The organism is Clostridium saudiense (assembly GCF_000577815.1).
GTDB classification, from domain to species: Bacteria; Bacillota; Clostridia; order Clostridiales; family Clostridiaceae; genus Clostridium; species Clostridium saudiense.
Window position 1 is genome coordinate 20,637 of record NZ_CBYM010000029.1, and the last position, 21,634, is coordinate 42,270.

A 21,634-nucleotide genomic window follows, 5' to 3' on the forward strand; every position below is an offset into this window, starting at 1 on the left:
ATTAGAAAAGAAAAGGATTAATTTAATGAAGATTAATTATATAAAAGAATTAAATAGTAGCAAAATAAATTTAAGCCCATTAAACTTTTGGCAGGCTATAGGAATAACAATTTTATTTGATATAATAACTTTATTTTTAAATAAGCCTACAGATATTTTTTATATTATATTAAATAGTTTAGGAGTTGTAACATATAGTGGATTTTGGATGTGGATATCGACAGCATTATCGGCAGCATATGAGTTTGGTGCAATATTAATATTAATTATTTTTCTAAACAATAGAAACAATAAAGTAAATAATATAAATACTGGATTTAAATTAAGAAAAAGAGATTGGGTATTAGTTCCGCTACTAATAGTTTCATATATTTTATTAACTTATGGATGGTTCGATTATATTTTATATTTCTTTCCAACAGGTAATACATATGAATATGTTATTGAATATTTAAACTCAATTCCTATAGTTATATTATTAGTAGAAACTTGCATAATGGCACCATTTTTTGAAGAACTATTATATAGAGGAATTATATTAAATGGATTAATTAATAGATATAGTAGGAAAAAAGCTATTATTTATTCAGCATTAATATTTGGAATAGCACATCTAAATTTTCCACAAGGAATTAATGCGTTTTTATTAGGATTAATAATAGGAACTGTATATTATTATACAAGATCAATATATTTATGTATGATAATGCATTTTGCTAATAACTTCTTAGTTAATTTTGTTTATTATCCAACTTCACAGTTATGGACAAACATCTTATTTGTATTACTTCCTATATTAGGCTTAGTGTTAATGATTTACTTATTTAAGACATTAAATTTAAAAGAGAGAAGTAAAGAAGCTATTAATTATATAATAAATAACGATTTTAAATAAAATGAGTGATGAAATAATTAGCATTTATCTTTAAATAGATAAGTGCTTTTATAATATAAAATTGGGGTGAATACTATGGATATTGGGTTAATTGGATTTGGAGGAGTAGGACAAGCATTAATAAAATTGTTAATAGATAAAGAAAGTTATTTATTGCAACAATACAATTTAAAAATAAACGTAAAATATATAATAAAAAGCAATGGAGGAATATACAATGCTTCTGGAATAAATTTAAGTGAGATATTAAAAGTAATTGATGAAAATATAAATATTACATGCCACAATGAGTGGAAAGATAATTTGAATATTAATGATATTATTGATAATAATGATATAGATACTTTGGTAGAGTTAACTTCAACTAATATAGAAACTGGCGAACCAGGGCTTACTCATATTAGAAAATCATTGGAAAATAATATAAATGTTGTTACAGGGAATAAAGGTCCTATTTTATTAGATTATAAAAAATTAAAAGTTTTAGCTGATAATAATAATGTAGAGCTTAAGGTTGGATGTACAACAGGTGGAGCATTACCTTCAATTAATGGAGGAATATATGATATTGCAGGGAGTAAAATTCAAAGTATTGAAGGAGTACTAAATGGCACTACTAATTATATATTAAGTAAAATGGCTAATGATAATGTAGATTATAAAGAAGCCTTATTAGAAGCACAAAAGGTTGGTATAGCAGAATCCGATCCTAGTTTAGATGTTTTAGGATATGATACAGCAAGTAAAATAATTATTTTATCAAATGTACTTATGAATTCAGATTTAAAACTAGAAGATTTAAAAATTAATGGGATTGAAGAAGTTAGATTAGATAATATAGAAAAAGCTAAAGTAAGGGGAAATAAGATAAAGTTAATTGGTAAGGTATATAAGAAAGATAATTTAGTCAAAGGTTATGTAACACCAATAGAAATTGATGAAAATCATCCGTTATATTGCGTAGATTATAAAAATAAGGGGATATATTATAAAACAGATACTTTAGGGGATATAAGTATAATTGGTGGCGCTTCAGGAACCATGAATGCTGCAGCTTCAATATTAAGAGATATAATATTACTTAGAGGTGTTTAGATAATAATATAGAAAATATTGTATGAATTTTAATTATTTATAAAAAATAATTAAAAAAGGTTGTAATTTAATAAATACTATGTTATTATAAATGAGTAGCAAAGTTGCTAACAAAAAAAAGTTTCATTTAGGTAAATAGTTTCTCGAAAATTAGAGATTATTATATCAATTTAGAATCTTTAATTTCAGGAGGAATATTTATGACAGATAAGACATTAGTATGTAGAGATTGTGGAAGTGAATTCGTATTTTCAGTAGGAGAACAAGAATTCTACAAAGAAAAAGGATTTACAAATGAGCCAACAAGATGTGTAGCTTGTAGAAGAGCTAAAAAAGAACAAAATAGAAGATAATTATAGATTATTATAGGTTGTAGTTTAAACTACAACCTTTTTTGATTATATTAAAATATAAAAATTAACTAATAAAATATGTAGTAGGGTTATAGTATAATGATAAATAAGAATATCACTTAATATAGAGATGTATAAAAGCAAGATACAGATAGATAGAAAGTAATTTGGGGAGAGTGAGACTTATGGATAAGAATTATATAAGAAAAGAAATATTGAAGACAAGAGATGATATAGAAGTAGTTTTAAAAAAAGAATATGATAGTATAATCTTTAAAAGGTTGATTAATAGTGATACTTATAAGAATGCCAATAAAATATTTACTTATATAAGCTTTGGTTCGGAAGTTGATACTAAGGAGTTTATAAAATATGCATTAAGTGATAATAAAGAAATTTATGTGCCAAAAACCGATAAAGGTAAAAGGGAAATGGTAGCTATGAAAATTAACAGTTTAGATAACATGGGTGTGGATAAGTGGGGAATACTTGAACCTAAAACTGTGGAAGAAGATAAAATTGGAGAAGAGTTTGATTTAATAATTATGCCAGGAGTAGCTTTTGATAAATTTGGAAATAGGATTGGCTATGGTGGAGGATATTATGATAAATATATTTCTAGAAAAAATATTAAATGTCCTAAAATTGCATTGGCATATGATTTGCAGATCATTGATAAAATACAGTGTGAGGAACATGATATAAAGGCAGATGGTATAATATCAAATAAAGAGTTTATAAAAATGTAAAAAATTTATAAAAAAACTATTGAAAAAATATTCCATATGTGTATAATAAAGATAACAAGTTAATAGAAAATCTTTTATTAAGAACGGTGGAGGGACTGGCCCTGAGAAACCTAGCAACCTGTTATCAGTAACAAGTGATAAGTTGTAAGTGACAAGTTATATAAATTAACTGTGACTTATAGTTATAAATTTTGCTGATGTACGTTGGTGCTAAATCCTGCAGGTTTAACCTGAGAAATGAGAGTATATATTAGTAAAATAGAGTTTTATGCTATTTCTCATTATCTATAAGGATAATAAGAAATAGCTTTTTTTGTATAAAAATTTTAAATTGGAATTTATAACAATTAAGAACAAGGCTAATATTTTTCCATTAATAATTAATAAAAGAGCAATAAGTATCAAAATTTAAATGAATATAGGATTAGAGTTGAAGTTAATTATTAACTAAAAACTACGAACTCCTAATTATAAAAAAAGGGGGCTTTATTTATGTCAAATAATTTAGGAAAAGGAACAATAGGAATTCATGGGGGGTATTCACCAAAGTCAGGTGAACCAAGAGTATTACCAATTTATCAAAGTGCAACCTACAAATATGATGATCCAGATACACTAGAAGCTTTATTTGCTTTAAAAGCAGAAGGACACTTATACAGTAGAATTTCTAATCCAACAGTTGGGGCGCTAGAGGATAAATACACAAAATTAGAAGGAGGAGTTGGAGCAGTAGCAACAGCTTCAGGACAATCAGCAATACTTTATGCAGTTTTAAACCTTTGTAAAGCAGGAGATCATATTATTTCAGTAACATCTTTGTATGGAGGAACAGTTAATTTATTTAATGTTCATTTAAAAAATTTAGGAATAGAAGTTAGTTTTGTTGAACCAGATGCATCTGAAGAAGAAATATTATCACTAGCAAAAGAAAATACAAAGGCTATATATGGTGAAACAATAGGAAATCCAGGATTAAATATTTTAGACTTTGATAAGTTCTCTTCAGTTGCTAAAAAAATTCAAGTGCCACTTATAATAGATAATACGGTAGCAACACCATATCATTGCAATCCATTTGAACATGGTGCAAACATAGTTGTACATTCAACAACAAAGTATTCAGAAGGACATGCTCAAACAATTGGTGGAATAGTAGTAGATGGAGGAAATTTTGATTGGACTAATGGTAAGTTTAATGACTTTACAACACCAGATCCAAGCTATCATGGACTTAAGTATGTTGAAAGCTTTGGACAAGCTGCATATATAGTAAAGCTTAGAGTAACTTTATTAAGGGATTTAGGCGCTTGTATGAGTCCATTTAATGCTTACTTAACTAACTTAGGATTAGAAACTTTACATTTAAGAATGGAAAGACATTCAAAAAATGCTTTAGAAATAGCTCAGTGGTTAACTACTGAAGAAAAGGTTTCGTGGGTTAACTATCCATTACTTGAAGGAAGTAAATATTATGATTTGGCAAAGAAATATCTTAAAGGTGGGGCTAGTGGGCTTTTAACATTTGGAGTTAAAGGCGGAATTGAAAATGCCAAGGAATTTAGTAGAGGATTAAATGTAATTGCTTTAGCAGTAACTTTAGGAGATGCAAGAAGCTGTCTTTTACATCCAGCAACTACAAGTCATAGTCAATTAAATGAAGAAGAACTATTAGCAAGTGGAGTTACACCAGATTTATTAAGACTTTCTGTAGGAATAGAAGATGCTAAAGATTTAATTAATGATATTAGTGAAGCATTAAAAGCTATATAGGTATTTGATTGGAGGAATAGTAATGACTAAAGTAGCTATTATGGGGTATGGAGTAGTAGGCAGTGGGCTTATTGAATTAATAGATAAGAATAGAGAATACAACAGGGAAGATGATATAAAAATAACTAGTATATTGGTTAGAAATAAAGAAAAACATCTTAATTCCAGTCACAATGAGGTTATAACTACTGATGTAGAGGAGTTCTTTTCTATTAAAAGCGATGTTGTAATAGAAGTAATCGGTGGGTTACATCCTGCTTATGATTATGTAAAAAGAGCATTAGCTTTAGGAAAGCATGTTGTTACAGCTAACAAAGACTTAATAGCTACTTTTGGACATGAACTTTTCCAATTGGCGCAGGAAAATAATGTCTCATTAAAGTTTGAAGCAGCTGTAGCAGGGGGAATACCAATAATAAAGCCATTAACTGAAAGTCTTTATGGTAATGGAATTAGTAGTATAAAAGCAATATTAAATGGAACTACAAATTTCATATTAACTAAGATGGATGGTGAAAATTTATCCTATGAAGAGGCTTTAAGTGAAGCGCAACAGCTTGGTTTTGCAGAAGCTAATCCAGAATCAGATGTTATGGGATATGACTCAGCAAGAAAGCTTGCAATATTATCAAGTTTAGCATTTGATAAAAAGTTTAAGTGGGATGATATATCAATAGAGGGTATTACTAATATAGATACTAATGATTTTAAATATGCTAATAAGTTAAACTGTAAAATAAAGCTTGTAGCAGAAGCTTTTAAGTGTAAAAGTGGAGTTTATACTTCAGTAAAACCTATATTAGTAGATAATGAAAGTATATTAGCGCAAATTAATAATGAAGTAAATGCTGTTATTTTAAATGGGGATGAAATAGGAGAACTATTATTTGTAGGTAAGGGAGCAGGTAAACTTCCTACAGGAAGTGCTGTTTATAGTGATTTAAATGATATTATAAATAATAGATTTACTAAAGTTGATAGTTTTAATAAAGAAGAGGCAAATGTAATAAAGTTTGCTAGTAAAACTTGCAATTGTATATTAAGAATAAAGGCTTTGGATAAAGAAGAAGTAATAAATAGATGTAGAGAAGCTTTTAATAATATAAAAGTTATTGATAAGTCTATTGATGATGAGGTTGCAATTTTCATTGAATGTACTTCAGAAGCATATGTTGAAAAATTTATTGAAGAGATAGAAGATGAGACTTATTATGAAGGGGCTAAAAAGTTAATAGTGGCTTAAATTAATTACGATAAAATTTATAAGTAGTAGTATAGATAGTGATAAGTTGTAAGTAACAAGTTTATGACAAAATTTCGTTGAGAGATTTAAAATTGAATTTATTCAGTTAGTATAAATTTGTAATCTTAAATTCTTATCGCTATTTTTATTGCAATTAAATATTATATATTTTTTTATTATTGAAAAAGATAGGCAGAAAAATAAAATGATAATGATAATTATTATCATTTACAAAAGGTAAAATGTATGATATATTGTATTTAGGCTTAGAAATAATTTAAGGAGATGATTATATGGCAAAGATGATGGGCCCAAGGTTTAAGCAGTGCAGACGATTAGGCTTAAATGTTTGTGGACACCCAAAAGCAATGAATAGAGCTACTAAAGGCACAGCAAGAAATGATAAAAAGCTTTCTGACTATGGTACTCAATTATTAGAAAAACAAAGATTAAGAGCTTATTATGGGGTTATGGAAAAGCAATTTGCTAATTACTTTGAAAAAGCATCTAAATCAAGAGAATTAACAGGGCATGCCTTAATTAATTTATTAGAATGCAGATTAGATAATTTAGTTTATAGATTAGGATTTGCAAATTCAATAAGACAGGCAAGACAAATGGTTGTACATGGTCATTTTTTAGTTAATGGTAAAAAAGTTGATATTCCATCATTCAATGTTTCTGTTGGAGATGAAATAAAATTAAGAGAAAAGTCTCAAAAGAATGTTATGTTTAAAGAAAATTTTGAATCAAATATTCTTAATGTTTTACCATATTTAAGTAAAGATGAAGCTAATTTCTCAGGAGTTTTACAAAGATATCCTGAAAGAACAGAGGTTCCAATAGAAATTAATGAAGTTTTAGTTGTAGAGTATTATTCTAAAAACTAGTTAGTATCATCTTTCCTTTAAGGAATAAAATTTTCTCTAAAAATTATATCTTATGTTATTTATAAGCCACTATTGAATTTAAATAAGTTGTGTGAAAATGAAAATAGTTAATGTAATGTGCAGATTACATTAACTATTTTTCATTTTATATATTATCAATAAAGGTCTCCACTTCCTTCGCCTTTTACTAAAGCTCTGATTCTTTTTGGTAATATTGGATGACTGCTAACTAAATTATTACACCATACAAAAAAGCCTTTTATGTCATTACTATTATTAATATAATCATGGACATCTATTTTTTTATAAAGATGTTTCCCTGCAAATAAAGAAAACATAGCTTCAACACCGTTGTTTCCTGTAACTTTTTGAGCTAATCGATCGCAACTATATTCTCTAGCTCTTGAAGCAGTGCTTCCTATAATAGGAAGTACAGTTGAAAACATTATAAATAAATTATAATAAAAAGTAGCATGCTTATATTTAATGTGAGCTAATTCATGAGCTATTATAAAATTAATAGATTCTAAGTCATTATATTCTCTATAAGCAATTTCAAATAAATCACTATCAATTTCAATGTACTGTTTACGAACTATAAAAGCAGAAAATGCATTCATAACACCATTTTGTTGAATTAAAAATGCTTCAGGAACCCTTTTTAGTCCTAACTTATGAGAATATTTAGCTATATTATAATAAACTTCTGGAAAGTTGTTTTCGGTAATTTTTATAGCTCTTGATCTGTATTTAGCATAATAAAGATTTACTCCAAAAGGAAAAGCAATTATTGTTACAATACCTGCTAGTAATAGTTGAAGTTCGGTTGGAAAACTACTTAAAGCAGAAGTAGGAGATATTACTACATTTGCATATGAAGAAGGATCTGAAAAAGATTCTTTTAATGTATCAGGTAATGTATTATAGTTATGTATATTTATAATACAAAATGCTATAACTGTGATTATTATAGCAAAATTAATAAATAGTAATATCCCATACCATTTCTTTTCAGATTTATGTCTACAGTTTTCAATTTCTTCTGTAGTTAATTCAATATTATCCTGTTCATAAAAACTCAAAATTCTCAATCCCTTTCAAAAATATATTAAAAAGTATATCATTAATATACATATATTTTACAATTTTTATGTTGTTTATAATATAAATTCATGAAAAAAACATGGTAAACTAATTTGTTTACCATGTTTAAATAAAGTTATCTTTCTTTATTAGCTATTTCATTAGTTATTCTAGAAACAAAAGCATCTAAAGCCATTGCACCTTCATCATCATTCCTTCTGCTTCTTACAGATACTTCGTTGTTAGCAGCTTCTTTTTCACCAACAACTAGGATATAAGGAACTCTTTCAAGTCTAGCTTCTCTGATTTTGTAACCAATCTTTTCAGTTCTGTGGTCAACTTCAACTCTAACACCATTTTTTCTTAAAGTTCTAACTACATCATCAGCATAGTCAGCATACTTATCAGAAAGTGGAAGAACTTTAGCTTGAACAGGTGACATCCATGTTGGGAAAGCTCCAGCATACTTTTCAATTAAAGTAGCGATAGTTCTTTCATAACATCCAATTGAAGATCTATGGATAACGAATGGTACTTTCTTTTCACCATCTTTATCGATGTAAGTCATACCAAGTCTTTCACCTAAAGCGAAGTCAATTTGAACAGTAATTATTGTATCTTCTTTTCCATGAACATTTTTAGATTGAATATCAAGTTTTGGTCCGTAGAATGCTGCTTCACCTTCAGCTTCAACATAATCAATTCCAAGGTGATCTAATATAGTTCTCATTTGGTTTTGAGTAGCTTCCCAAGCTTCTGGGTTATTTATATACTTTTCAGTATTTGTTGGATCCCACTTAGAGAACCTGTAAGAAATATCTTCAGATATTCCTAAAGTTTCCATAACGTAATTTATTAAATCAACAACTTCTTTGAATTCATCTTCTAATTGTTCTGGAGTACAGATTATGTGACCTTCAGATAAAGTGAATTGTCTAACTCTAGTAAGACCGTGCATTTCTCCTGAAGCTTCTTTTCTGAATAGAGTAGAAGTTTCAGCATATCTTATTGGAAGATCTCTGTAGCTATGTTGTTCTGCATTATAAACAGTGAATTGGAATGGGCAAGTCATTGGTCTTAAAGCCATAACTTCAGCATCTTTTTCTTCATCACCTAATACGAACATACCATCTTTATAATGGCTCCAGTGTCCAGAAGCTACAAATAAATCATTCTTAGACATGAAAGGAGTCTTAGTTAAAACATAGCCTCTTTTTTCTTCCTCATCTTCAATCCATCTTTGAAGAGTTTGGAATAATTTAGCTCCTTTAGGCATAAATAATGGAAGTCCTTGACCTACTTTTTCATCAGTAGTAAATAGCCCAAGTTCTCTACCTAATTTATTATGATCTCTCTTTTTAGCTTCTTCTAAAGCTTCTAAATGAGCATCTAAATCAGCTTTCTTTAAGAATGCAGTTCCGTAAATTCTAGAAAGCATTTTATTCTTTTCGTCACCTTTCCAATAAGCACCAGCGCTTCTTAAAAGTTTGATAGCTTTAATATTCTTTAATGACATTACGTGTGGTCCAGCGCAAAGGTCTGTAAAATCACCAATTTTATAGAATGATATTATTTCATCTTCTGGAAGGTCATTTATTAATTCAACTTTATAAGGTTCATCCTTCATAAGCTCTAAAGCTTCGTTTCTTGGAAGTTCGAATCTTTCTATTGAAGGATTTTCCTTTATTATTTTTTTCATTTCAGCTTCAATTTTATCTAAATCTTCAGATGCAAAAGCTTTTTCTACATCGAAATCATAGTAGAAGCCATTAGCAATTGCAGGTCCTATAGCAATTTTAGCTTCAGGGAATAATCTTTTAACTGCAGCAGCAAGTACATGAGAAACGCTATGTCTTACAGCATCTTTTCCTTCTTGAGAGTCAAAAGTACAAATTTCTAATTCACAATCTTCATTTAAAGTTGTTCTTAAGTCAACAACTTTTCCATTAACTATTCCACATTGAGCAACTCTTGCTAAACCTTCACTAATAGCTTTAGCAACATCTAAAACTGATGATCCATTTTCAACTTCTTTAATAGACCCATCTTTTAAAGTAACTTTAATCATTTTAGTATCTCCCTTCATTTTAAGTGAAATTCAAAATATTTGATTTTTACTCATCAAATTTAATATGGTGATGAGTTCTCTTTAATATTAATTTAGAATTAAGTTTTAATTTTAAGTACGAGTTAAATATGTATGTGTAGCGTCTTATTGTTAACCCAAAATTAAATTTAAACTCAATTTTAATATAATAATAAATAAATTTATGTATAAAAAAAGCTCGTCATCACTTTTCTTATACAAATCTAGTATAGAAAAGGGACGAGAGCATTATATTCCCGCGGTTCCACCCTTAATTGCCTAAAATAGGCCTCTTAAGTAAACATCGTAACGTGATGCGACGGACTGGATTAGAGTCTCTCAGAGGTAGTCTTCAATTAATTTCATTTAAAAATACTTTCAGCTACTGTATTTTCTCTCTGAAAATGAAGGTTTAATTTACTCGTCTCTTCATCGATTTAAATTTTTAAATAATTATAAAGTTATAAATATAATTTAAAAGTAATATAAATTATATCACTCCGATTTTATAGACTTACTATAAGTCGAAATTGGAGTTTCATTTAAGAATAATTATAATTATCCGAATTAATTATGTCAATAAACTGTTTTTTTTATAAGTTAGATTCTAAATTTTAATTTAGTCAATCAAGCTTACTAGGTGATAAGAAAAGTCAATTTTATTTTAAAATATAAAAATTTTAGAAACAGTTATTTTATTACGTAAAGGTGAATATAAATATATTAATTATAGATATAACAATTTAATTAGGGGAGTGAAGTTTATGGCTAAATATATAAATAATGAGTTTTCGTCTAGTGATTGGCTTCGATACTTTTCAAATAAATCTAATCATTGGATTTTAAAATATTGGCGTAATAATAAAGATATATTTTTTAATAGATTTATGATAATAGGAGATAAAAGACTATTAATAATAGGAGATAAGGAGAGAGGAAATACTTATGAATTTTTAAAACCACAAGGAGAATCTTTCATTCAATTAGACATGGAAATTTAGTATAAAAAATATATTGAAAATATTTTACAAAAGTTGTAAAATTTATTTGTGGGTATGCAGATGTGGCGAAATTGGCAGACGCACTAGACTTAGGATCTAGCGCCATCGGCGTATGGGTTCGACTCCCTTCATCTGCACCATTTTTAAATATATATTAAAAATTTATAAAAAAATTTAAAAAAATAGTTGACAAGCTTTTAATGAGGGGATATAATATTAATTGTTAAAAGGAGCTCGGATGAATCGAGCGAAAATAATTATGCGGGTATCGTATATCGGTAATACTCCAGCCTTCCAAGCTGGAAAGGTGGGTTCGATTCCCACTACCCGCTCCATGTGAGACTGTGTTTACACAGTCTTTTTTGTTATATAATTATTAAACTATGTTTATGAGTTTCACATGGGAAATGAGATCAAGATAGAGTATTCGTAAATAGAAAATATAAAAAAATTGCCTGCAAAATTATCACATATAATAATTTTGCAGGCAATTCTATATACTTAAATAGGTTTTGTTATATTCAATATAGTTTTATAGTACTTCAGTTAAACGATCTAAAGCAAGCTCTTCTAAAGTTTCTATGCTGTATTTAACGCAACCCATAAGTGTATAGATTATATCGTCACGCTTATATCCTTCTTTATATCTCTTTAAGTTCTTTAATAATCTTTTTAAGGAATTATTATGAATACCTAAAATTTGAGAAATCTCCTTTGGAGAGTAATATTCCTTTTGAAGAGTATTGTACAATTTATTTTGCATTTCGATTTTGTATTGAAGATCTACAAATTGGTTTTGATGTGGACCATTTTTCCCACGGTGATGATAAGCGCATAAATACTTATAATTTAACTCAATATCAAAACCACCCTCGCTTCTATGAACTATATGATGAACATCAGCTTTGTTTCCACATATCTCACAATTGTACAATAGATTGCCCCCTTTATTTTTTTTCGAATATTATATGATATAATATAATATATTTATATTCATATTATATTCTAAATAATGTGAAATATCAAATTTACATAATGAAAAACGTTTACTGTTGATTGTTTTTACCATAAAGTGGTATATTAAATATATACTATATTATATTTAAATTTATGAAAGAAGGTGATTATATGAGACAAAAATATAATTCTTTTGAGTATTGGAAAAATATTATTGTTGAGAATAGAACTATTAGAGGTCATGTGTTTATGAATGAATTACCAACAGAAAAGAGTGTTTATATGCATACTTTAATTTATTCTAGGGGAAATGGGTTAAATAATATATGGAGTTATTTCCCAAATATTAAGGCGTTTATAGGATATATACAATATTCATTTTTACAAGAGGCCTTCTATATATGGATAAATTGCAAAGATGATTCTGTTTCTTATATACCATTAAAGCCTGTTGAAGAAGTAATAAGAGATGGTGAGGTTAGTAAAAAAATTACTAAAGAAGAAGCAGATAAGATGAAAAAATATATAAATAGAGTAAAAAAGTGTTGGGATTTACCTTCTAATAAAGCAGTGATAGAGATGAAAAAAATTATAAGAGAGTTTAATAGAGATTGGTATGGAGATAGTAAAGAGTTTTTATATATAAAGTTATTTGATAAACCAGAGGACTTAGGTAAATTTGTTTTAGAATCTAATTATATGGCAAGTAGCGAGGAGGAGTTTAAAAGTAAGACTCATGAGGATTTAACAACATGGATGGATTTATGTTGCCGTGCTACTAAGGATAAAAAAGCAGGTGAAATCTTTAGGAAAATATTACAAAAGAGTCTTACAGAAGTTATTTAAAATTTATTGACAGTATAATTTGTATTAGTTATAATTATATTGTCAAGTATGCGGGTATCGTATATCGGTAATACTCCAGCCTTCCAAGCTGGAAAGGTGGGTTCGATTCCCACTACCCGCTCCATTTTATGCGCTATTAGCTCAGTTGGTAGAGCACCTGACTCTTAATCAGGGTGTCCCCGGTTCGAACCCGTGATGGCGCACCAAAAAAGAAGTAACTTTTGTTACTTCTTTTTTTATTAATCTTAATTGGATTTTGTTTACAGTTGACAGTGATATATCAACTTGTTAATATGAATAAGGAAATATATTTTTAAAATATAAAGTTTCAATTTGCGAGTAATAAAGTTATATTATTTAAATAAAACTTTAGAATCACATTTTAAATTAATATCTTATCAAGAGTGGTGGAGGGACTGGCCCTATGAAGCCCGGCAACCTATTAGCAGTTAAGAGCTATTAGTTAGTAGTTGATATAAAAACTTAAATAGTTTTTATATTTTAGAAATTCAGTAGAATTTCATCAATAACTATTAATTATTAACTATTAATGATGGTGCTAAATCCTGATAGATGAGAAATTATATGTAGTTTTGATATTTAAGCTCCTGAGTTTCTCGGGGGCTTTTTTTATTTGAGTAAAATACCAAGGAGGAGAGAAAGATGAACAAAAAGGGAAATGGATGGGCGTTGTTACCATTATTAGTTTTTATAATAGTTTATGTATCGTCAGCTTTATTAGCAAAAGACTTTTATGCAGTTTCGGTAATAGTACCATTTTTAGCTGCAACACTAGTTGCATTATTAATGAATAGAAAAGTTAAATTTGATGAAAAAGTTGAAATTTTTTGTAGGGGTGCTGGGAATACCAATATAATATTGATGGTATTAATATTTATATTAGCTGGTGCATTTGCACAAGTAGCTAAATCTATGGGAGCTGTTGATTCTACTGTGAATTTAGGGTTATCAATACTTCCAAGTAATATAATGATTGCAGGAATATTTGTAATTGCTTGTTTTATTTCATTATCAGTTGGGACATCAATGGGTACTATAGTTGCATTAGTTCCAATTGCTGTTGGAGTTGCAGAAAAAACAGGAATAGTTACAGCAATTGCAGTTGCAGCAGTAGTTTGTGGGGCAATGTTTGGTGATAACTTATCAATGATTTCAGATACAACTATAGCAGCAACAAGAACTCAAGGTTGTGAGATGAAAGATAAATTTAAAATGAACTTTAAAATTGTGTTACCTGCAGCTATAATTACAGCTTTAATTTTTGTTTTAATAACAAGAAATTCAGGAGTAACTAGTGTTGAAGCATTAGATTATAGTTTAATAAAAATAGTTCCTTATATAGCAGTTATTGTAGGAGCTTTAGTAGGGTTAAATGTTATTGTAGTTTTATTAGGTGGAACAGTAATAGCAGGTATTATTGGATTTGCAACAGGAAGTTTTGATATATTAGGATTTTTTGGTGCAATTGCTGATGGGATAGGTGGAATGAGTGAACTTATTATAATATCTATTTTAATTGCTGGAACTATTGAGATTATAAAATATAATGGTGGAATAGATTTTATTATAAATAAAGGATTAAGGGGCTTTAAGAGTAAAATGGGAGCAGAGTTTGGAATTGCGGCTTTAGTTAGTTTAGTAGATATTTGTACAGCAAATAATACTGTAGCAATTGTTACTGTTGGACCTATAGCTAAGGATATATCAGATGAAGTTGGATTAGAGCCTAAGAGAGTTGCCGGAATTATGGACATGTTTTCTTGCGTATTCCAAGGTGTAATTCCTTATGGTGCACAACTTATATCTGCAGCTGGACTTGCTGCACTTTCACCATTTGCAATAATGAAATATTTATTTTATCCATATTTAATGGGGATTTCAGCAATTATTGCAATAGCTTGGTACCATAGAAAAAAGGCAAATTAATAAATGATATGGTAATAAGTACGTAGAGTTTTAAAATAATTAAATACATAATTTTAAAATATAATATAAAAATCAATAGTGTAGGAAATAGATATAATCCTACACTATTGTTTTTTTTATTATAAATTATTATTTGTTCTTTTCTATTAAACAAATTGATTGTGATGATATTCCAAGGCCTTCTCCTGTAAAACCAAGACCTTCCTCAGTTGTTGCTTTAACATTTATTTGGTCGATTGATATGTTTAAAGCAGTCGCTATATTTTCACGCATATTAGGTATGTGAGGTGCCATTTTTGGCTTTTGAGCAATTATTGTAGCATCAATGTTTCCAATTATATAATTATGTTGATGTAATAGTCTTCCAACATGCTTTAATAACTCAATGCTAGAAATTCCTTTGTATTTTGGATCGGTATCAGGAAAGTGTTTACCGATATCACCTAATGCAGAAGCGCCAAGTAAAGAATCCATTATTGCGTGTAGAAGTACATCCGCATCCGAATGACCAAGTAAACCTAATTCATAAGGTATTTTCACTCCGCCTAAAATTAAATCTCTATTTTCTACTAATTTATGTACGTCATATCCCATTCCTATTCTCATTAAATCACCTCATTAATTTTTGTATTATAGCTTAGTCATAATAGTGACTTTAGATAATAATTTTAGCAAACAGGTGAAGTAGAAGCTTCACCTGAAGCTAATAGTTCGATATATATATTTTAACATAAAGATGTATTTTGAAAATAAAAATGGGATAATAAAATTAATAGTTCGAAGTTTTTCTACTATTATAAGAAGCTTGTTTTTTGTTTTTGTTACGATTAATTCTGAATGGAAAAATTCTTAATAGCTTAGAGTAAAGCCTATATAATAATAAAAGAGATTTAGAGTTAATTCTTTTTCTTTTGAATATGAAATCGATATAAATCACATTATCTTTATTATATTTCATAAACTCCCCCATATACTTTACATTAAAAGGTATTAATGTTTTAAGTGCTTATGTTATAATATATGTAGAAAAAATCATATATGTACAAAATTAGAAAAATAAAAAAAGAAATTTAATATAGGGGTGGAATTGTTGGAAAAGTTTAGAAAAATTATTGGGGTATTACTAATACTTATAGGGGTCGGAATAATTGGAACTGTAGCATATAAGAAGATAGTTACATCCCAAAAGCAAAATGAATTATTAGAAGCCTTTGAAAGTCAATTAGCAGAAGGGGATAATGAGAATACTGAGGAAGAAGTAAATTTAGATTCAATAAATGGATATACTCCTATAGCAATTATGGAGATTCCTTCAATTAAATTAAAACAGCCGGTTGTGGAAGGAATAACTGAGGATGTAATTAAATATTTCTTAGGAAAGTTTCCAGAATCAACAATGCCAGGAGAAGTAGGGAATTTTGCAGTTGCAGGACATAGAGTTTCTGATTTTACAGATGCATTTATAAATTTATATAAAGTAAAACCTGGTGATAATGTAATTGTTACTACAAAAGATGGGAAATATACATATGAAGTTGAAGAAAGCTTTATTGTAGAACCTGAACAGGTTGAGGTTTTGGAAAATGCAGATTATGAAAAAATTACATTAATAACATGTACAATAGGGTCAAAAAGAAGAGTGATAGTAACAGGAAAACTTATTGAGAAAAATGAGGCATAAGGGTAGGGGGAGTAAATGGACAAGTTTCAAAAGAATAAATATCGATTTTCATCAACACAGCCGTTGATTTTAATTGGTAATGATATAGTAGAAGCAAGAAATGAACAAGTAAATCAACTTGTATCAGAATTAATAAAATATAAAGTGCTTATAAGAGACTTAGTAAATTCAGAAGTGGATTATTCTAAAAGAAATGAGCTATTAACTATAGCCATGTTCATTATAAATAATTTTGAATTGTATGATGCTTTTGTGAAGAATGAGGATGTACCAATTGATGTTTTACATAGATTTACAAGAGTAGATAAGAAATTCTTACAAAAATATAGGGAGTATATAGTTGCATATACATTAATATTTGGAAATCCAATATATAAAAATATTCAGGATTATGTACAAATAGTTGAAAATAGTATAGAAGATGAAGAGGAAAAAAATAAAAAAGAAATTATAGAGTATGAAGAAAAAATAGGTGTTAATGGCATTGTAATAGGGAAAAATAAAAAGAATGCAATTATTCTTACATCTATTGGTGAGTTTAAAAAGGTTAAGTTAAACCAAGATGTAATAAATGGAGAAGAAGTTAAGGCAAATGAAAAGAAGACATTAAAGGATTTTAAAATATATATATCAATTGTATTAATATTTTTAGTGGTATTTTCAATTTCAATGCTTTATAAGTATAACAATGTTGTTCGAACTATTGTTGTTGAAACAACTTCACCAATTAGATTAGAGATTAATGGATTTAACAGAGTATTAAATATTACATCATCAACAGAAAAGGGACAGTTGCTAGTAGAGGAAACTAACCTGTTAGATCAAAAGCTTGACAGAGCAATATATAAAATTATAGAATATGCTAATGAAAATGAAATGGTAAAATTCACGGGAATTACAGTAACAGTAACAGGTAAAGAATTAAGATATAATTCATTACCTGAAACAGAAGAGTATATTTATAAGAAAGACTTGAAGGTTAGATTCAATAATTCTGGTAGAGAGCATAAGTTTAATTAATAATGGAGAAATGGACCTCGAAATCCAAAAGAAATTGGGCTTTGGAGGTCTTGAATTTTCCAAATATAATATATAAGGAAGGTACATATGCAACAAAAGTCAAGAAAAAATAAGAATGTAATTGTTCATAATGATAGAGGAGATACTGTTAGATTAAACAAGTATATAAGTGAATCGGGCTTTTGTTCAAGAAGAGAAGCCGATAAGTTAATTGAAAGTGGTTTAGTTACTATTGATGGGGTAAAAGCTCAAATGGGAACTAAAGTTTCAAAGGGGCAAAAGGTTAAGGTTAATGGAAAGTTGATTTCTAAGGATGAAGAATTAGTATATATAGCTCTTAATAAACCTGTTGGAATTACTTGCACAACAGAGCATAAGGTAAAAGGTAATATTGTTGATTTTGTAAATCATAAGAAGAGAATATTTCCAATAGGAAGATTAGATAAAGATTCACAAGGATTAATATTAATGACTAATGATGGAGATATAGTTAATAAAATATTAAGAGCTGGAAATAATCATGAAAAAGAGTACATAGTAACTGTTAATAAGCCTATTAATGAAGAATTTGTTAGAAGAATGAGCAACGGAATTAGAATTTTAGGGCAAGTTACAAAAAAATGTTATGTTAAGAAAGAAGGAAATAATACTTTTAGAATAATATTAACTCAAGGATTAAACAGACAAATAAGAAGAATGTGTGAAGCTTTAGGTTATGAAGTTGTAAAGCTTAAAAGAGTTAGAATTATGAATATAAATTTAGGTGAATTAAAAATAGGAAAATGGAGAGATCTTACTTATAAAGAGCTTAAAGAATTAAATTCTCTTATTTCAACATCAGGAAAAACTAAAGAGGTTGATGAAGAGGAATAATAGAATAAATGCTTTATAAGTAATGAAGTTTTAATAAAATTAATACAAAAGTCATAGCTAAAAGCTGTGGCTTATTTTTTTGAAAAAATTATCTACAGTTTCTGAATTAAGATAAAAAGTTAAAAAAGATATCCACACACAGTAAAAATAAAATGATTACTTAATAGTATAACAAATTAAATATTTATATTTTAAATTATAAAAATGAATTTTAGAATTTAAAATGAATAAAAATAATATAAGAAAATGATGAGTAATGATGTATATTAAAAAAAATGGTAAAATTGATTGCATGTGTGATAAATTAATGAAAATAGCTAAACTTAAAAAGTGAATCTATATTTTCTAATGTCTATAAAATGTTAATAATTAGAATGGGGTGTTGATAAGTTAATAAAAATTAAATAGTTAATTTTATGTGTATAAAATTAAGATATTATCAGAAAAAGAGCGATAAAACAGGTAATAAAAATTAAATTAATAATAAATTTAAAAACATGCATAAAATAATTTTATGAAAAAAATTATAAAATTAACAAAAAATAGAGGTTACACACATAATCCACAACAGGGTGTGGATAACTTGTTAAAAAAATGTTGATAGATATGTTAATAATTATTAACAATATTGTAGATAATAATAAAAAGAGTATGAGTATTATCGAAATAAAAGGAGGATTGTTTTATGAAGTGCCTAAAAATGTGGATTTTAGTAATGTTGATGTTACTAACAGTAATCACAAATTATCCACAGGCTATGTTGAAAAGTGAATGCTTAAATGAGGATAATATGAGTGTTGAGATTGTGGATAAAATATATAAATCAAAAAATAATTATTTAGATATTAACGTGATTGTTCCGCAAATAAAAGGCTTAAGTAATGATAAAAAAGAAGCTGAAATTAATGATAAGATTACAAAGTGGACAGAAAAGTGGATTGATGAAGTTAAAAGTATTGCTGATGAATACTTTAAAGATTATCCTTCACCATTAATTTCTTATCAATTATATGTAAGATATAAAGTAACTAATAATTCAGATATTATAAGCTTTTACATAGATTATTATCAATTTACAGGTGGAGCTCATGGAATTACTAATAGGGTAGCATATAATATAGATTCAGTAACAGGAAATGAGTTACAGTTAAAAGATATTTTTAAAAGTGATTTTCCTTATAAAGATGTATTAAATAAAGAAATTAATAGACAAATAAGTAAGGATCCAGATAGGTACTTTCCTGGAAAAGATGGCTTTAATGGTATAAGTGATAATCAAACTTTTTATATTAAAAATGGAAATATCGTAGTTTACTTTGGATTATATGAAATTGCACCATATGCATCAGGAATATCAGAATTTGTTATACCAAATAAACTTATACAAAGTAATGTGAATTATGGTAAGATTTAAATATTGATTTAAAATAAACGAGGAGTTCGGTAATGGAACATATAGAAATGATTTTTAAAAAGCAAAAGAAATTTTTTAGTACTGGTAAAACTATAGATATTAATTATAGAATTCAAAATTTGAAAAAGTTAAAAAATATAATTAAAATTAATGAAGATAAAATATTAGAAGCATTAAAAAAAGATTTAGGAAAATCGGGGTTTGAAGCATATGCCACAGAAATTGGCATAGTATATGATGATATTAATCTTCATATAAAGAACGTTAGAAAATGGGCAAAAGAGGAGAAAAGGAAATCACCTATAATTTACTATCCATCTAAAAGCTATGTTTATAAGGAACCTTATGGAGTAACGCTTATTATAGGTCCGTTTAATTATCCATTTCAATTAGTTATATCACCGCTAATAGGGGCTATTTCTGCTGGAAATACTGCAATAATAAAACCGTCAGAAAATACTAAGAATGTAGCTTTATTGCTTGAAAAAATGATTAATGAAAATTTTAATGAGGCATATTTAAAGGTTGTAAACCCACTAGGTGGAAAAGAAGTAGTATCTACTCTTCTAGACTTACCATTCGATTATATATTCTTTACAGGAAGCGTGAGAGTAGGAAAAATAGTTATGGAAAAGGCTGCAAAATATTTAACACCTATAACACTAGAGCTTGGTGGAAAAAGTCCATGTATAGTCGATTCCGATGCAAAATTAAATTTAGCAGCTAAGAGAATTGTGTGGGGAAAATTCTTAAATGCAGGTCAAACTTGTGTAGCACCTGACTATTTGTGTGTACATAAATCAGTAGCAGAAAAGCTATTAAAGTTAATAGTTGATGAAATACATAAACAGTTTGGAAGTAATATTAGGTTAAGTAAAGATTATCCTAGAGTTGTTAACAAAAGCTCCTTAGAGAGATTAATGAGCTATTTAATGGATGGTAAAATTTATTTTGGTGGAAATATTGATAAAGATGATTTGTATATGGAACCAACTATTATAACTAAGCCAGATCTTAAATCTCCTCTTATGACTGATGAGATTTTTGGGCCAATTCTTCCAGTGTTAGTTTATGAAGATTTAAGTAAAGTGGTTGAATTTATTAATAATAGAGAAAAACCGTTAGCTTTATACTATTTCTCAGAAAACAAAAAGAAAATTAAGTATATTTTAAGAGCAACAACTTCTGGAGGAGTTACTATAAATGATACTATCATTCATGTTGCTAATTCTAATTTGCCTTTTGGTGGAGTTGGAAATAGCGGAGTTGGTAAATATCATGGAAGAGAAAGCTTTGAAGCCTTCACACATAATAGGGCTGTAATGGATAGAGGAACATTTGCAGAGTTTAATGTAAGGTTTGCGCCTTATAAAAATAAATTGAAATTAGTAAAGAAAATAATGAAATAATATTATAATTTCACAATTGGGAAAAAGCACTCATATAATAAACCATAGTACTACATGGAGTGGAATTTTGTGATATACGCGCTAATTTTAGCTGGGGGAAAAGGTACAAGGCTATATCCTTTATCAAGAGCAAATCAACCTAAACAATTTTTGAAGGTTATTAATAATAAAAGCTTTTTAGTAAATACTGTTGAAAGAATTACTCCTTTAATTAAGAAGGACAATATTTATGTAGTAACTAACCAAGATTATTTAGATAAAATAAGAGGTGAGTTATCTGACGTTAATTCTGAAAATATATTTACTGAGCCTGAAAATAAAG

At 27.9% G+C, this 21,634-nt stretch carries 20 protein-coding genes, 4 tRNA genes, 2 riboswitches and 1 other annotated feature; of the genes, 20 read left to right on the top strand and 4 right to left on the bottom strand.

Translation table 11 applies throughout. The features are described from left to right. Positions 1-25 precede the first annotated feature (25 nt). From TY07_RS12755 to rpsD, 7 genes are all read left to right on the top strand, one after another. Positions 26-895 carry a CPBP family intramembrane glutamic endopeptidase gene (locus TY07_RS12755; protein WP_042400583.1) on the top strand — a complete coding sequence of 290 codons (870 nt, stop codon included), beginning with the start codon at positions 26-28 and terminating at the stop codon, positions 893-895. A 75-nt stretch (positions 896-970) separates the two neighbouring features. Continuing rightward, entirely contained in the window at positions 971-1,990 is a 1,020-nt protein-coding gene (locus TY07_RS12760) for a homoserine dehydrogenase (RefSeq protein ID WP_042400584.1), read from the top strand. A 200-nt stretch (positions 1,991-2,190) separates the two neighbouring features. Then, positions 2,191-2,343 (top strand): zinc-ribbon domain-containing protein, encoded by a 153-nt coding sequence (locus tag TY07_RS12765; protein ID WP_042400586.1) that lies wholly within the window; start codon positions 2,191-2,193, stop codon positions 2,341-2,343. Between the two features lie 185 nt (positions 2,344-2,528). Next, entirely contained in the window at positions 2,529-3,092 is a 564-nt protein-coding gene (locus TY07_RS12770) for a 5-formyltetrahydrofolate cyclo-ligase (RefSeq protein WP_042400589.1), read from the top strand. A gap of 71 nt (positions 3,093-3,163) precedes the next feature. Next, positions 3,164-3,336, top strand: a riboswitch (SAM riboswitch). 248 nt (positions 3,337-3,584) lie between these two features. Next, positions 3,585-4,862 (top strand): O-acetylhomoserine aminocarboxypropyltransferase/cysteine synthase family protein, encoded by a 1,278-nt coding sequence (locus TY07_RS12775; RefSeq protein WP_042400590.1) that lies wholly within the window; start codon positions 3,585-3,587, stop codon positions 4,860-4,862. Positions 4,863-4,884: 22 nt separating this feature from the next. Then, on the top strand, positions 4,885-6,105 hold the full coding sequence (locus TY07_RS12780; protein ID WP_042400592.1) for a homoserine dehydrogenase: 1,221 nt from the start codon (positions 4,885-4,887) through the stop codon (positions 6,103-6,105). A gap of 293 nt (positions 6,106-6,398) precedes the next feature. Then, complete coding sequence (gene rpsD / locus TY07_RS12785; RefSeq protein ID WP_042400595.1) at positions 6,399-6,995, top strand: 30S ribosomal protein S4; 597 nt, start codon at positions 6,399-6,401, stop codon at positions 6,993-6,995. Between the two features lie 155 nt (positions 6,996-7,150). Here rpsD and TY07_RS12790 read toward each other — a convergent pair whose 3' ends face one another. Next, a complete protein-coding gene (locus TY07_RS12790; protein ID WP_042400596.1) occupies positions 7,151-8,077 on the bottom strand; it encodes a M48 family metallopeptidase in 927 nt (308 codons plus the stop codon). A 137-nt stretch (positions 8,078-8,214) separates the two neighbouring features. After that, positions 8,215-10,146 (bottom strand): threonine--tRNA ligase, encoded by a 1,932-nt coding sequence (gene thrS, locus TY07_RS12795; RefSeq protein WP_042400598.1) that lies wholly within the window; start codon positions 10,144-10,146, stop codon positions 8,215-8,217. Between the two features lie 251 nt (positions 10,147-10,397). Continuing rightward, positions 10,398-10,606 (bottom strand) — a binding site (T-box leader). A gap of 322 nt (positions 10,607-10,928) precedes the next feature. Here thrS and TY07_RS12800 point away from each other — a divergent pair. The 3 genes from TY07_RS12800 to TY07_RS12810 all read left to right on the top strand — a co-directional run bounded on the left by TY07_RS12800 (position 10,929) and on the right by TY07_RS12810 (position 11,500). Further along, entirely contained in the window at positions 10,929-11,165 is a 237-nt protein-coding gene (locus TY07_RS12800; RefSeq protein ID WP_042400600.1) for a hypothetical protein, read from the top strand. Between the two features lie 56 nt (positions 11,166-11,221). Then, a tRNA-Leu gene (locus tag TY07_RS12805) sits at positions 11,222-11,305 on the top strand. A gap of 121 nt (positions 11,306-11,426) precedes the next feature. Beyond that, positions 11,427-11,500 (top strand) — tRNA-Gly (locus tag TY07_RS12810). Between the two features lie 197 nt (positions 11,501-11,697). On the opposite strand, the gene TY07_RS12815 is transcribed toward TY07_RS12810, so the two are convergent. Then, positions 11,698-12,099 (bottom strand): HNH endonuclease signature motif containing protein, encoded by a 402-nt coding sequence (locus TY07_RS12815; RefSeq protein WP_042400602.1) that lies wholly within the window; start codon positions 12,097-12,099, stop codon positions 11,698-11,700. A gap of 194 nt (positions 12,100-12,293) precedes the next feature. On the opposite strand from TY07_RS12815, the gene TY07_RS12820 reads away from it, so the two are divergent. From TY07_RS12820 to TY07_RS12835, 4 genes are all read left to right on the top strand, one after another. Then, entirely contained in the window at positions 12,294-12,968 is a 675-nt protein-coding gene (locus TY07_RS12820; RefSeq protein ID WP_042400603.1) for a hypothetical protein, read from the top strand. Between the two features lie 50 nt (positions 12,969-13,018). Beyond that, a tRNA-Gly gene (locus tag TY07_RS12825) sits at positions 13,019-13,092 on the top strand. A gap of 6 nt (positions 13,093-13,098) precedes the next feature. Further along, positions 13,099-13,174: transfer RNA gene (locus TY07_RS12830), tRNA-Lys, on the top strand. A 186-nt stretch (positions 13,175-13,360) separates the two neighbouring features. After that, a riboswitch (SAM riboswitch) is annotated at positions 13,361-13,548 on the top strand. Positions 13,549-13,631: 83 nt separating this feature from the next. Continuing rightward, positions 13,632-14,915 (top strand): Na+/H+ antiporter NhaC family protein, encoded by a 1,284-nt coding sequence (locus tag TY07_RS12835; protein ID WP_042400605.1) that lies wholly within the window; start codon positions 13,632-13,634, stop codon positions 14,913-14,915. Positions 14,916-15,044: 129 nt separating this feature from the next. On the opposite strand, the gene ispF is transcribed toward TY07_RS12835, so the two are convergent. Beyond that, the gene (ispF, locus tag TY07_RS12840; protein ID WP_042400607.1) at positions 15,045-15,521 is read right to left on the bottom strand and encodes a 2-C-methyl-D-erythritol 2,4-cyclodiphosphate synthase; all 477 of its coding nucleotides are present in this window, start codon (positions 15,519-15,521) and stop codon (positions 15,045-15,047) included. A 475-nt stretch (positions 15,522-15,996) separates the two neighbouring features. Between ispF and TY07_RS12845 the strand changes: the two genes are divergently transcribed. The 6 genes from TY07_RS12845 to TY07_RS12870 form a co-directional block, all read left to right on the top strand. Further along, positions 15,997-16,596: a class D sortase gene (locus TY07_RS12845; protein WP_242833263.1), complete on the top strand. Its 600-nt coding sequence runs from the start codon at positions 15,997-15,999 to the stop codon at positions 16,594-16,596. 15 nt (positions 16,597-16,611) lie between these two features. After that, entirely contained in the window at positions 16,612-17,616 is a 1,005-nt protein-coding gene (locus TY07_RS12850; protein ID WP_042400610.1) for an anti-sigma factor domain-containing protein, read from the top strand. 87 nt (positions 17,617-17,703) lie between these two features. Continuing rightward, complete coding sequence (gene rluF / locus TY07_RS12855) at positions 17,704-18,489, top strand: 23S rRNA pseudouridine(2604) synthase RluF (protein ID WP_042400611.1); 786 nt, start codon at positions 17,704-17,706, stop codon at positions 18,487-18,489. Positions 18,490-19,174: 685 nt separating this feature from the next. Further along, on the top strand, positions 19,175-19,903 hold the full coding sequence (locus tag TY07_RS12860) for a DUF3298 and DUF4163 domain-containing protein (protein ID WP_052330724.1): 729 nt from the start codon (positions 19,175-19,177) through the stop codon (positions 19,901-19,903). Between the two features lie 32 nt (positions 19,904-19,935). Further along, on the top strand, positions 19,936-21,312 hold the full coding sequence (locus TY07_RS12865; protein WP_042400612.1) for an aldehyde dehydrogenase: 1,377 nt from the start codon (positions 19,936-19,938) through the stop codon (positions 21,310-21,312). Between the two features lie 69 nt (positions 21,313-21,381). Continuing rightward, positions 21,382-21,634: sugar phosphate nucleotidyltransferase (locus tag TY07_RS12870; RefSeq protein WP_042400615.1), on the top strand; the 253-nt coding region annotated here is incomplete at its 3' end.

What these genes read in the sequence shown, in the direction of transcription:
- TY07_RS12780 (WP_042400592.1), top strand. Translation starts at nt 4,885, where the DNA reads ATGACTAAAGTAGCTATTATGGGGTATGGAGTAGTAGGCAGTGGGCTT.
- TY07_RS12820 (WP_042400603.1), top strand. Translation starts at nt 12,294, where the DNA reads ATGAGACAAAAATATAATTCTTTTGAGTATTGGAAAAATATTATTGTT.
- TY07_RS12865 (WP_042400612.1), top strand. Translation starts at nt 19,936, where the DNA reads ATGGAACATATAGAAATGATTTTTAAAAAGCAAAAGAAATTTTTTAGT.
- TY07_RS12765 (WP_042400586.1), top strand. Translation starts at nt 2,191, where the DNA reads ATGACAGATAAGACATTAGTATGTAGAGATTGTGGAAGTGAATTCGTA.
- TY07_RS12770 (WP_042400589.1), top strand. Translation starts at nt 2,529, where the DNA reads ATGGATAAGAATTATATAAGAAAAGAAATATTGAAGACAAGAGATGAT.
- rluF (WP_042400611.1), top strand. Translation starts at nt 17,704, where the DNA reads ATGCAACAAAAGTCAAGAAAAAATAAGAATGTAATTGTTCATAATGAT.
- TY07_RS12835 (WP_042400605.1), top strand. Translation starts at nt 13,632, where the DNA reads ATGAACAAAAAGGGAAATGGATGGGCGTTGTTACCATTATTAGTTTTT.
- TY07_RS12755 (WP_042400583.1), top strand. Translation starts at nt 26, where the DNA reads ATGAAGATTAATTATATAAAAGAATTAAATAGTAGCAAAATAAATTTA.
- TY07_RS12760 (WP_042400584.1), top strand. Translation starts at nt 971, where the DNA reads ATGGATATTGGGTTAATTGGATTTGGAGGAGTAGGACAAGCATTAATA.
- TY07_RS12775 (WP_042400590.1), top strand. Translation starts at nt 3,585, where the DNA reads ATGTCAAATAATTTAGGAAAAGGAACAATAGGAATTCATGGGGGGTAT.
- TY07_RS12800 (WP_042400600.1), top strand. Translation starts at nt 10,929, where the DNA reads ATGGCTAAATATATAAATAATGAGTTTTCGTCTAGTGATTGGCTTCGA.
- thrS (WP_042400598.1), bottom strand. Translation starts at nt 10,146, where the DNA reads ATGATTAAAGTTACTTTAAAAGATGGGTCTATTAAAGAAGTTGAAAAT.
- TY07_RS12860 (WP_052330724.1), top strand. Translation starts at nt 19,175, where the DNA reads ATGAAGTGCCTAAAAATGTGGATTTTAGTAATGTTGATGTTACTAACA.
- rpsD (WP_042400595.1), top strand. Translation starts at nt 6,399, where the DNA reads ATGGCAAAGATGATGGGCCCAAGGTTTAAGCAGTGCAGACGATTAGGC.
- TY07_RS12850 (WP_042400610.1), top strand. Translation starts at nt 16,612, where the DNA reads ATGGACAAGTTTCAAAAGAATAAATATCGATTTTCATCAACACAGCCG.
- ispF (WP_042400607.1), bottom strand. Translation starts at nt 15,521, where the DNA reads ATGAGAATAGGAATGGGATATGACGTACATAAATTAGTAGAAAATAGA.